The organism is Cochlodiniinecator piscidefendens, from assembly GCF_011326755.1.
GTDB classification, from domain to species: Bacteria; Pseudomonadota; Alphaproteobacteria; order Rhodobacterales; family Rhodobacteraceae; genus Cochlodiniinecator; species Cochlodiniinecator piscidefendens.
In genome coordinates, this window is record NZ_JAAOIE010000011.1 from 26,107 (window position 1) to 38,183 (window position 12,077).

Consider the following 12,077-nt stretch of genomic DNA (forward strand, 5'->3'; position numbering starts at 1 on the left):
GCTCTTTGGACAATAAATGGTTTCTCATAATAGAGTTTTGAGAGTTTTAGGGTCAAGAAAACCTTTTTTACGTTTCTCGTACGATTTCATTACAATTAAACGTATAGGGTGAAACACTTATTCACTCAACATACTTCGGATGCGTTATCTACGCTCAGGTTGTGTTTGATTCGCTTTAATCTGTCCCGAATAGATCTCTGGTAAAGATTTTGTCTGAAACATCGCTTAACTCATCACTTTGACGATTGGTCACAATGACATCTGCTTCGGCTTTAAAGGCTGCTAGATCCCGCACCACGCGCGAATGGAAAAAGTGAGGATCATCAAGGTTAGGTTCATAAACGATGACCTCGATCCCCTTGGCTTTGATCCGTTTCATGATGCCTTGAATAGAACTTTGGCGGAAATTGTCAGACCCCGCTTTCATCGTCAAACGATAGACGCCGACAATCTTGGGCGCGCGTGCAACGATGCTATCAGCGATAAAATCTTTGCGGGTGCGGTTGGCGTCTACAACGGCCCGGATCAAGTTTTGCGGAACCTCAGAATAATTCGCGAGCAATTGTTTACTGTCCTTGGGAAGGCAGTAGCCGCCATATCCAAAGGACGGATTATTATAGTGCCCCCCGATCCGTGGGTCGTGGCCAACGCCTTCGATGATTTCGCGGCTGCTTAAGCCGTTCAATTGGGCGTAGGTGTCGAGTTCATTAAAATAAGCAACGCGCATCGCGAGGTAGGTGTTTGAAAACAACTTAATTGCTTCTGCTTCGGTTGATCCTGTGAACAGGGTAGGGACATCATCAACACGGGCCCCCTGCGCAAGCAAAGCGGCAAAACCTTTGGCCTGTTCCGTATGGGCCCCGATGATAATACGCGATGGATAGAGGTTGTCATAAAGCGCTTTGCCTTCGCGCAGGAACTCTGGTGAAAACAGGATATTATCATTGTTAAGGTGGTCACGCAGACGTTGAGTAAACCCAACCGGGACGGTGGATTTAATAATGACAGTGGCCTCTGGTGCATACGTCAGGGCCGCTTGGGCTACGTCTTCAACGCTTGAGGTGTCAAAATAGTTGGTTTCGGGATCGTAATTGGTTGGGGTCGCAATGATAATATATTGAGCGCCTTGATAAGCCGCTTTTAAATCAGTGGTAGCTTGCAGTGAAAGTTGACCAGCAGCAAGGGCGTCGCTGATGTCAGTATCTAGGATGGGGGATTGCCCAGCGTTTACTTGGGCAACCCGATCCGCATTTACATCAATCGCAACAACGTCGTTTGAGGCAGCCAATAAAACAGCATTAGACAAACCAACATATCCAAGACCTGCAACGGCAATCTTCATAGTGTCATACCTTTTACGCGTAGACCCGATTTAGATTTGCGGGTCAGTTATGGTAGTATTTATCTCCATAACTGCCGTAAGCACCGTATTGTCCAGCATAACCGTAGCGTTTCATGCCTTTTGCATTCACTTGTGACATGACCAACCCGGTGACATCTAGATTAACAGTGTCGAGCATGCGCAGGGCTTCATCGACTTGTACTTTTGAAGTTTGGTCCCATTTTACAACAAACAGAAGCGCATCGCCGGCCTGTCCGATAACCCGAGCATCAGGCACGACCAAAACCGGTGGTGTATCAATAATGATATAATCATAAACCTTGCGGGCTTCTTCCAAGAAATCTTTGAACTTCTGTGAGGAAAAGATATCAGTTGCGTTGACCTTGGTTTCTTCACCAATCAAAATATCGGCTTGAATACGTGGATCTTCGAGAACGCATTCTTCCAAGGTTGCTTTGCCTTCCAGCACAGCCAGCAGTCCCAACGCGTCTTTATTGTCTAGGTATTGGCCAAAGATACGGCGACGGATATCACCTTCAATGAGCAAAACCTTTTTACCTAATCCAACGAGGTTCTGCGCAAAAGCAAGCGACACAGTTGTTTTACCTTCGCCAGGCAGAGATGACGTTACCACCACCACTTGAGGTGGGTTGTCGATGTTGGACAACATGACAGAAGTGCGCAAGTTACGCACCGCTTCGGCAGCTGCCGATGTTGGGCGTTTGGCCAGATAATCAATCGCGTCGCGCCGCTTACTTGCTGGTAATAGCGGAATTTGCCCCATGACGGTCCGGCCGGTCGCTTTTTGAAGCTCTGATATGGTGCGGAAAGTATTTTGCCCAAGTTCGCGAACTAGCACAATGACAGCCCCAAGCAAGACACCTAAGATACCTGAGAGTGCCAGTATAAGTGATTTGCGCGGAGCGATTGGGTTAGAAGGGCGAACTGAATCAGACAAAATACGGCTATCTGCTTGCTGAATACCACGCAGGGCTGCAGTTTCATTCAGACGAGATTGAAACAACTCATATAGCAAACCACTAGCGTCAGCTTCTCGTGTTAGCTGTCGTAAAGTAATTAAATCGCCGTTTTGACGTTCAATTTGAATTACTAACTCATGTTCGGAGGTTTGTAGGAGTTCGAGTTGCGTAGTCGCTCGAGTGAAATCCATTTCAACACGTGAGACAATGGCATCAAATTGACTCCGATATATGTCCTGATCAATCGTACCGTTCTGTAAAAGTTGGTAGGTGCGATTGAGCTGCGGGCTGTTTGCTACTTCTAACTGCGCTTCAGGAGTTAAAGCATTTCGCAATGCAAGTAATCTTGTTTCAATTGTGCTTTTAGTCTCAAGTGCACCACTGATGCGATCACGTGTTTCCTTCACTTGACGTTCTAAAGCCTGTAACGCTTCAGAACTGACGAGCTCTGTGTTTGCGTTAAAGTCAGTGACGGCCGCTTCTGCGTTCTCAAGCTCAACGCGGAGCTCTGTAACCCGTTCTGTGAGCCAGCGAACAGCTTGCTCTGTAGCATCTTGTTTTACTTCAAGCTGATTTAAGATGTAACGTTGAGCAATCGTGTTAGCGATCAAGGCGGATTTTGCTGCGTGTTCAGTTGTAGCTGAAATTCGAAAGACAAGGCTTTGGCGCACATTGTTTACGGAAGTTGCTTCTAAAAGAGCTGAAACCGTATTGTTTATGATCCGGTCTTCTTCTTCTTCTGGGGTTAATTCAATTGTTGTCGGGTTACCAAGTAAAGTGGTCCGGAGTTGGGATGTGAAACTTTGAAACCCTGATGGCGTACGTAACTCAGTATTGAATTCAGGGTCATTTGTTAAATCAAGCGCAAGGACAACTTGTTTCATTAGATTACGGCTACGCAGGACCTCTACTTCTGAATTGATGACAGAAGTATCCCCTGACAACCCCCCAATGACACTTTCCAAATCCAGGACTTGTTCTTGGCGGCTTTCTAGGATGACAATTGTGGATGCGGAATAAGTTGGAACTGCAATCTTGTATGCATAATATCCTCCTAAAATAACGCAGAAAGAAAAGCATAGGGTAATAATCCACTTTCCACGCCAAATTGTGGACAGAATAAGACGAAGGTCGATTTCATCTGCTTCAGGCTGAACACCTGTGTGTATCGTCGTGTTCGTCATCGTATCTAATATACCTAGTATTTTTGTGTATTCCCGGCCTCATACAATAAATGTCAGAGGTGGAAAATATAATCGTGGACTATTAAAACGCCTGTTAAGTAGCGTTATCTATGCTGAGCAGTACACGGCTGATAATGGTCGGGCTGATTTGATCAACAACGCGGCTCCAACGTGTTACGGGTTGCTCTGCTATGAAAACAATGTCGTTTGGACGCAGTTCCATACGTGTCGCGAGCAATAGACTGGCCGCATTTCGCGCATCCAAATGCCAAGCCACAACACCCTGATTGGCTGTATCACGTAGGATATAAATCTGAGAAACATTTGCAGTGCGCGTTGGGATACCATTGCCATCGCTGTAGAGAGCGTCGGCCAAAGTTGCTGTGTGGCCAAACGGGAGTGTGAAGCGCCCTTGTTGTGCCACTTCGCCTGTCAGGTAGGCATAGTCGCGTTCAACATCGCCTTGTTCCAGGCGTACTTGGTAATTTGCACGGGCTTCATTTAGGGCAGCGCGGCGCAGATCAACTTCGGATGTGAGTTCGTTCAAAGCATTCTGACGGGCACGTTGACGAAATTCAGCCAGTCGAATTTGTTCAGAGAAATAGGCCTGAGCCTGTTCTAATTCGAATTCTGTATCGACAAAAACACTGTCCCCATCTGTCAGCAAAATGCGCTGCAACCCAGATCCTGTGTAGAGTTCGCTAAGCGGGATTTGATATAAAGTGCCATCGCGGTAAAGGCGGATTGTGGCGTAATCTTGATCACTCACCGTTACCCCACCAGCATTTGCCAAGGCTTCATCTAAGTAAAGTGGTGTAAGTGTGATAGGAGCGACTGTTGGTCGGGCAACTGCCCCGCCAATAGAAACCCGACGGGAGTTGAATTCGGAAATCTCTAGGCTGAACGCTGGGCTGATTTGATTTTCAATGAGTCGTTGGAAAATCTCTGCTTCGGCTTCCTCGAGTGTAAGGCCCGCCAAAGAGATGCGACCAACATCAGGAATGGTGATCGCGCCGTCATCTTGTACGGTATAACCTTGGCGGCGATTTTGAGCAGCGAGCAATCCACTGAGTTCTTCTAAAGTGTTTGCGGCTTGTGGTGTGGCCAGCAGTACAACGTCACCAACCCCAATGGCATAAGGCGCATTGGAGATTTGTGGTGGTAAACGTGTTTCGAGGCTTGTTGGGCGACGCTGCGCTTCAAACGCGGGCTCAGGTAATGCCCCAGTGCCGCGAAGCCCTGATGCTCCACCTGCAGTTTGTGAAAAGATAGCTGGCAAACTTTGTGGTCTGTAGGTCGATTGGTTTGCACCAGCAACGCTTTGAGAGGTCATTGCGACCACGCGCACAGATGATGCATCCGACGGGCCGGGCTGGACAGCGGGGCTATGGTAAACCGCGCCGCAGGCAGACAGCCCTAGACACAGGCCAATAAAAATAAATGCGCGCAAGAATCTTCTCCGAGCGAGTGAAAAAGGATAACACCCGTATAGACGTTATTTAGCCTAAGACGAAAGCACAAATGTCAAGTTTTGTGCAGGTGTTACCGCAGAGTTCTATTCAAAAACATACACGTAAATGTTTGTTTTCACGCTTATTCTGTTGTTGCTACTGCCGCTGCTATTAATGTTGGGCCAAGCTGTCCAATAAAGCGACTCCAGCGTGTGATGGGTTGTTCGGCAATAAAAATGACATCATTTGGGCGCAGCTCCATGCGCGTCGCCAATAAAAAGTTGGTCGCATCACGTGCATCTAAGTGCCAAGCCGTTACAGCCCCGAAGTCTTGGGGCGCAGGTGAGGCACGCAAAATGTAAATTTCACTGGGGTTGCCAGAGTCTTCGGCCAAACCGCCTTCATCATAAAGAGCATCCGCAACTGTTGCGCGCTGTTCAAAGGGCAGGGCAAAGCGTCCTTGGGAACGGGCTTCGCCTGCGATATAAACATAATCCCGCTCAATGGCATCTAAGGAGAGGCGTGCCTGAAAGTTGTTGCGTTCTTCGTTCAACGCGGCACGTTGGAGCGCGACCGCGGTGTTGAGTTCATTCAAAGATTGAATGCGCGCATTTTGTCGAAACTCAGCGAGGGTGATTTGTTCTTCAAAATAGGCCTGAGCTTGATCTAGCTCGTAGTCTGTGTCGATGAACAAGCTATCCCCACCCAGAAGCCGGATACGATTTTCGGCCAATGCACTTAACGGGAGCTGATAAAGGGTACCATTACGATACAAGCGAATGGTCACATAATCGCGGTCGGGGGCATCAACGCCGCCGGCCAAAGCAATAGCCTCATTAAGGTAGAGGGGCGTTAATGTAATCGGGGCAATAACAGGGTCATTTACAGCGCCGCCAATAGCAACGCGTTGCGAATGGAACTCTGAAACCTCAAGACTGAAAGACGGATCAATTTGGTTTTCAATGAGCCGTTGGAAAACTTCAGCCTCGGCCTCTTCTATGGTGAGGCCCGACAACTGCACACGTCCGACATCCGGAATTGCGATCGCACCGTCATCTTGGACTGTGTAGCCTTGGCGGCGGTTTTGGGCACTTAGCAAGCCGGTTAATTCTTCAACAGTTGAGGCACCTTGTCGTGTGGCCAGAACAATAACGTCCCCAACCCCAACTTCATACGGTGTGTTTGGCGGAATAGGGGGCAGGTGTGTTTCGATCTGACCAGGACGTGTCTGGGAGACAAGCGCAGGTTCAGGTAGAGCGCCGGAGCCTCGCAAGGAACCCGTGTTTGCACTTTGGAAAAAGGCATCTGGTAAATCTTGTGGACTATACTGAGATTGATTGGCGATCAGTACGCTTTCGGATGTCAGCGGTACAACACGTACTTTTGCGCCATCAGTGCGCTCTGATACGGAGGGTGAAATGTAAGCCGTCCCACAAGCGCTAAGACCAAGAATGGCGACAATCCATAGATGTTTCATGCAGGAAAGAACCCCAGAACCCAAGAAGCCCGATATCTATGATATAATAGATGGTGCGAAAAATAAACGGCCGTGCCCAGTATTGAGACGGCCGTTTAATACAGGTCATTCTATAAAGAATGAAAACCGTTTATGGGTTTGTAGATGTTGTTGAGTTTGTTGAAGGTGTGCTGGAAGAACCTGCAACGCCTGCAATAATCGCAACACCAGCAACTGCAGCAACTGCTGCACCACCACCCAGAGCACCCAAGGAGCTTACTGGAAGAAGGGCCATGCCGCAGTCGTCATCATTTGTTTCACAGTCAGGTTGCTGAACTGAGTTATCAGCTTGGCCGTCGCCGTATTGACCCGCAAAAGCAGGGCTCATTGCGGTAAGAGATAGGGCGGCAGCAGAAGCGAGTGTAATATATAAACGCATTGGGGATTTCTCCATAATCGAAACTTTCTAGTGGCTTTTACCAGAAGCCGAGGAATGAAGAAAGTTCTTTCCTTGCTTCGATGTAAAAATCATCAACTGCGCGATAGGTGTTGCAACATGACATACCCAACGGTGGGGCTGATCCATTGCCTGCTTTGCCAAATGCGTTGCCCTTGCCCGATCCAATATTCATTTTCAAACGAAAATTCAGGGTTGTTACAGGCTTCGGTGACGTGCCGTGTGTTTACGTTTATTCCATATATATCAATGGATTCCGTGTTTTGAACGGCATACGTGCAGTAAAAACTACGCCGTTCAATTTGCCATTCGCCATCTAGATAATCATGTATGCGCACGGCGTCGCCGGAGCCATGCAAGAGAGCGGGGTACGCCGTCGAAATATCGCCTGACATGATATCTTGACCTAAGCCGCGGCTTGCAATTGCGATATCATGTTGCAAACTGAGCGTTATCCCATCGGTTGCACGCCAAGTCAGAATTCCGCGATTCTGTCCTGCAAGGGACAACACTGCATAAGCATCACGATCCTCGACATGGGCCAGCATAACAGGGCCGGTCTCCGCATCAATCGCCTCGCGTGTGAGAAGGTGTCGAAAATCAACAGGGGGTTGGTTGGCACTTAGTTGGCTGCGCACGGTTTGAACGGCGCGTGAGATAATATCAGTTGGCTGCTCTGCAGAATCCCGAGCTGTATCGCATCCAGCCAGTGTCATTGCCCCAAAGATGAGCGCTGCAATGGTTTTCTTACCCATAATCATCTCCAGAACAGACCCCACTCATTGCGCAGTTGCGTTTCATTGCTTTCGCGCACTTGGTTGTAAAGGCGATTTCTGATGTTAAGCCGAGCCCCACCGTCTCGTGTGATTGGATGGATATTCAGATTGATATTTTGCCGTGTTGGTTGTCCCAAAGCCCAGCTGATTGGGATTTCAAGTTCCAGCCCTTTGTCAAAGGAGCCCTCGCCAAAATCGTCAAACGAAACGTCTGTGAGTGTAAAGTATGCCCCCAGACGCCAACCATTTCGGAATTCTCGGTTCAATCGGAACGTAGCACCCCAGTCGCCAGCAAGGTAGCGCCCGGCATCTATTTGCCCGACAAAACCATTGCCAAAGTCATAATAGGCAGAAGCATGGCCTGTTATCACATCGTAGTCACGCAGCCCAAACTGTTGATTGAAATCACGTTGCTGAACATAGTTGATCTCTGCTCCCAAAGCGAGAGGGCTATTATTGCGTTGCCACAGGATTTCGCCTGAGACCCCCGCGTACATTTGTTCCAGATATCCTGCACTGAGCCGACCATATAGATTGGTGCCAGGACGAAAGAAGTAATCTAGCGTCAGATGATTAATATAGGGTTCATCCACTGCCGCATAAAGCGCTGCATCAGTTCGCACCCGGGGCAGTGCTGAGAAACTGACAGGGCTTCCATCCAAATTGCCTGCAATCCGTTGGCGTACTGATCCTGACAAAGATAACCCAGGAGCTATATCAAACCGTCCAGATAATTCGGCACCAATACCTAAGCGTACAGGTTGGTCGGGATCGAAAAAGCTGCTTTCAGTGAATGGTGCTAGGCCCGCGGTGAACCTAGGATACAAGCCTGCGCGTGGCGCTAAGCCGTCTGAAACCGGGGCAATATCAGCGCGCGCATAAGACAACCATGTACTGTCAGGCGCATTTTCCAAATCTTCGAGGTCTGAGCGTCTCAGGCGGGTCCGGGTTGTTGGAATGCCTTCAATCACAGGTTCAATATCAAAAACCTCGACTGAAGCCGGTAGAACATGTGTCAAAATGCGGGCCGTTCGCCCAATCGCTTCGGGCAAGGCGTCAAAACGTTCATTGCGTAGACGAACCCGAGCAGTTGTGCCTGTCAGAGACAGTGCTTCGAGCGTCATGCCTTCAGCTGCCAACACCTGTGCAAGGGCTGTTTCAATATTGGTTTCGCGCTCTTGATCCCCAAGCCAGCCCGTACCCCAATCCCCTGGTGAAATATGCCGGGCAGGACGCGGTGCAACCGGTAAAGGTGCGGGTTCAAACCGGCCGTTCACATTTGATGTACGTCCGGGGTTTAAGGAAAATGTCGCGCCAACAGCAAAAACAGAACCATAAAGATAACTGGCTGAGAGATTGACGCCTGGTCGATACTGATAATTTAGCCCGACATTGATCGGAGAGCGATGATTGAACTGGTCTTCGGGTAGGCTGAGATTACTTTCATAAGTGTAGGCGTCTGATGAATACTCTGCGAGTAAAGTTAAGCGATCTGTTGCTGCCCAAGATACTCCACCGAAAAGCGCTGCAGGACCACGGAAAAGGTCGCCGAGATTAGCTTCACCGCCACGGCCTGAAAATCCAGACCGCGTATTGAAGCGGCTGCCAAAGGGGTTCTGAAAACTATTGTAAGAGCCGAGCCGCCCCCAACCGATGCCCCCAGTGACAGCGAAGCGATTGTTAAAAGTTTTTGTAGCAACAATATATTCGCCGGAAAAAACACCGGTACCGATGAAATCTTGCAGCCCAATGGCGATGGCCGGGCGATACCTGCCTTCGTCAGCCAGACGATATCGTAAGTCAAAGGAGCGATCCCAAAGGCGACCATCCCCAAATGTTCCAGTGTTGTTAACTGTTCCGTAGCGAAAACTACCTGATAATCGCGGAGTGATTTGAAAGGTTAGCGTGGTACGTGCTTGTCCCTCAAATGTAGAAATGGTTGTCGCAAGTTCATTAGGATTGGCGCTTTGTGCTGTTGGCATATCAATTAGCCCCGGTACACCATATAGGTTATACGTATAAGGCGATTGTGCGTGAGCAGGCAGCGCAATACATTCTACCACTAAAATAGAAAGTATTAGGGATTGCAGGTTTTTTCTTAAAAGAACAGCGAAATGCAGCACGTCTGCAGTCTCCAAATATATAGTGGGGTAGACCTTAGTTGAGCAATTTGCCCAACACAATCGCGCAATCCCCTTTGCGTACAAAGAAACTCAGGATTTAGCTTAAAAAACGAGCTGTATCACAATCAATGTAAGCTGCGGTAAGCTGTCCTGTCGCATAAGCACCGGTGTCTATAGCTATACGACCATTGGTAGCCTCTGGCTTATCGATGATGGTATGCCCATGTAAAACCCACACATCGTCTGTTCGAGTCTCTTGCTGAAAGCGTGGATGCCCCCACTTCAAAACATAAGGGTCCTGCAGTCTCAACGGAAGTTGTGGGTCAGCTCCAGCATGAACGACGGCCACATTTCCACTTTGCCATTGGGTGGGCATGGATTGCATCCAAGCAATTAAAGGAGCACCCATAGCTTCCTTCAATGCGTCCCGCAGCGCTGTCATGGAGGCTTTGTTTGCTCCAACAGCTCCCCGCACTCCAAAGCTCGCCAGCGTTTGCAGCCCTCCATAGCGCAACCACCGCTCGCCGTGACTTTCGGGGTCTTCTATAAAACGAAGCATCATGTCTTCGTGATTGCCTATCAGGCAAGTTAAATTAACATGCTCTGATTGATGAAGGGCGAATAAGCGCCGTAGAACTTGTGCGCTCTCTTCGCCGCGGTCGACATAATCCCCAACGCAGATTATCTGATGCGAAAGCCCTCTCGAATCGTGAAGAATTTTGTCTAGTAATTGCGCTAGAAGCCTATCGCATCCATGAATATCTCCGATTGCATAGAAGCTCTCATCAGGCATGATTTGAGCATGAAACGGAAGAGCTACCGGTGATTGTTTCGGAGCAAAGAGGCGTCGGAGCAAGTTCATTAATATGAGCCCAATTTTGATAGAGTATCTTAGCCTTATCATAGGCTCGGTGGTGGGTCTTCGTGTCATAGTCTAGCAAATGGGTCAACCGAAGCAGCCAAATGTACTATTCAGGCGGTACCCGGCTTCCCTTTCAACTTGATTGATACTGTTTATGTAGAATTGTTTATTTTGATACCCAAAGCCAACTCGAACGACACATATCATCGAGAGTTTTTTTTGTTTTAAAACCTAAGAGGTCATAGGCTTGAGATGTGTCTGCAAAGTAACTGGCGACATCCCCTGCCCGACGGGGTGCGATGTCAAAAGGTATCGCTTTACCGCTTGCCTTAGAATAGGCCGCGATCATTTCCTTAACTGAATAACCAATCCCTGTTCCTAAATTCACAGTGTGACTGTTGTCCGTTTCGATAAGCCTGTTCACTGAGAGAACGTGCCTGTGAGCCAAATCGTCTACATGAATATAGTCGCGTACGCCGGTGCCATCGGGTGTGTCATAGTCGTCACCGTACACTTGTAGCTTTTTCAGACGCCCATCTGCTACCATTGCCAAAAGCGGCATTAAATTATTGGGCACCCCCATTGGGTCTTCACCGATCATAGCGCTGTCATGGGCCCCCACTGGATTAAAGTATCGTAGAATTCCAACAGATAACTTGGGGTTAGCGCGTTCTGCCTGAGACAGTACTTGTTCGCCAAATGTTTTCGTAAACGCATAAGGGCTTTCGGGATCACATTTGTGTGCCTCATCCAAGGGACAGTACTGAGGCTCCCCATAGACGGTAGCGGATGAAGAGAAGACGATTCGGTTAACGGCATGCTCGTGCATTACTTGCATAAGTGTTAAAAAGCCGCTGCAGTTTACATCGAAATACAATAGGGGTTTTTCAACGGATTCACCAACTGCTTTCAGGGCAGCAAAGTGAATAACTGCGTCGAAATTATATGTTTTAAAGGTCTCGTCTAAAGCCGCTTTATTTCGAACGTCTCCAATGTGATATAAAACATCTTTGCCGGTAATTTCGCACAATCTCTTTATGACTTCCGGCCGGGAGTTCGAAAAATTATCAAAAATAACAGGTATATATCCGGCTTCGCATAGAGCAACATATGTGTGTGACCCAATGTAGCCAGCGCCGCCAGTTAGGAGGATGGTTTTTTTCATATTTAAAATACCTTGGCATCTATGTTCGAAGTGTTCCCTTCTTTTAAGTAGGGAGAGCACATAAAGCGAGAGTATCTGGCATACCCTACATTTTTTTAAAAGAAGCATTTAACGAACGCAACTGAGCGGTCGGGTTTGTACAGGTTTTCTGCATTTGCGTTCTCGGTGCGTTATTGGTTGGCTGTTCACAAGCGCATGAAATGAGGCTTGGCGATCCGAGTGTTGGACATGGCCGTAGCTTTGCGACAACGGCCCGATGCGCGTTGTCTTCGTCCATAAAT

The 12,077-nt window shown here is 48.4% G+C and carries 9 protein-coding genes; all 9 read right to left on the reverse strand.

Translation table 11 applies throughout. The annotated features are described in order from the left end of the window. Nucleotides 1-175 precede the first annotated feature (175 nt). Nucleotides 176-1,342 carry a nucleotide sugar dehydrogenase gene (locus tag G9C99_RS17345; protein WP_166418804.1) on the reverse strand — a complete coding sequence of 389 codons (1,167 nt, stop codon included), beginning with the start codon at nt 1,340-1,342 and terminating at the stop codon, nt 176-178. Between the two features lie 43 nt (nt 1,343-1,385). Then, on the reverse strand, nt 1,386-3,506 hold the full coding sequence (locus tag G9C99_RS17350; protein ID WP_166418805.1) for a GumC family protein: 2,121 nt from the start codon (nt 3,504-3,506) through the stop codon (nt 1,386-1,388). A 94-nt stretch (nt 3,507-3,600) separates the two neighbouring features. Next, nucleotides 3,601-4,956: a polysaccharide biosynthesis/export family protein gene (locus G9C99_RS17355; protein ID WP_231704123.1), complete on the reverse strand. Its 1,356-nt coding sequence runs from the start codon at nt 4,954-4,956 to the stop codon at nt 3,601-3,603. 143 nt (nt 4,957-5,099) lie between these two features. Beyond that, nucleotides 5,100-6,434 (reverse strand): polysaccharide biosynthesis/export family protein, encoded by a 1,335-nt coding sequence (locus G9C99_RS17360; protein WP_166418806.1) that lies wholly within the window; start codon nt 6,432-6,434, stop codon nt 5,100-5,102. Nucleotides 6,435-6,564: 130 nt separating this feature from the next. After that, entirely contained in the window at nt 6,565-6,852 is a 288-nt protein-coding gene (locus tag G9C99_RS17365; protein ID WP_166418807.1) for a hypothetical protein, read from the reverse strand. A 92-nt stretch (nt 6,853-6,944) separates the two neighbouring features. Then, a complete protein-coding gene (locus G9C99_RS17370) occupies nt 6,945-7,625 on the reverse strand; it encodes a YjbF family lipoprotein (RefSeq protein ID WP_166418808.1) in 681 nt (226 codons plus the stop codon). Nucleotides 7,626-7,627: 2 nt separating this feature from the next. Then, a complete protein-coding gene (locus G9C99_RS17375) occupies nt 7,628-9,769 on the reverse strand; it encodes a YjbH domain-containing protein (RefSeq protein WP_331460030.1) in 2,142 nt (713 codons plus the stop codon). A 97-nt stretch (nt 9,770-9,866) separates the two neighbouring features. After that, the gene (locus G9C99_RS17380; RefSeq protein ID WP_166418810.1) at nt 9,867-10,562 is read right to left on the reverse strand and encodes a metallophosphoesterase; all 696 of its coding nucleotides are present in this window, start codon (nt 10,560-10,562) and stop codon (nt 9,867-9,869) included. A gap of 235 nt (nt 10,563-10,797) precedes the next feature. Then, entirely contained in the window at nt 10,798-11,796 is a 999-nt protein-coding gene (gene galE / locus G9C99_RS17385; RefSeq protein ID WP_166418811.1) for a UDP-glucose 4-epimerase GalE, read from the reverse strand. Nucleotides 11,797-12,077 lie beyond the last annotated feature (281 nt).

Bases quoted from the DNA above. Each gene is read 5' to 3' on its own strand.
- G9C99_RS17345 (WP_166418804.1), bottom strand. From the start codon at position 1,342: ATGAAGATTGCCGTTGCAGGTCTTGGATATGTTGGTTTGTCTAATGCT.
- G9C99_RS17350 (WP_166418805.1), bottom strand. From the start codon at position 3,506: ATGACGAACACGACGATACACACAGGTGTTCAGCCTGAAGCAGATGAA.
- G9C99_RS17360 (WP_166418806.1), bottom strand. From the start codon at position 6,434: ATGAAACATCTATGGATTGTCGCCATTCTTGGTCTTAGCGCTTGTGGG.
- G9C99_RS17365 (WP_166418807.1), bottom strand. From the start codon at position 6,852: ATGCGTTTATATATTACACTCGCTTCTGCTGCCGCCCTATCTCTTACC.
- G9C99_RS17370 (WP_166418808.1), bottom strand. From the start codon at position 7,625: ATGGGTAAGAAAACCATTGCAGCGCTCATCTTTGGGGCAATGACACTG.
- G9C99_RS17380 (WP_166418810.1), bottom strand. From the start codon at position 10,562: ATGCCTGATGAGAGCTTCTATGCAATCGGAGATATTCATGGATGCGAT.
- galE (WP_166418811.1), bottom strand. From the start codon at position 11,796: ATGAAAAAAACCATCCTCCTAACTGGCGGCGCTGGCTACATTGGGTCA.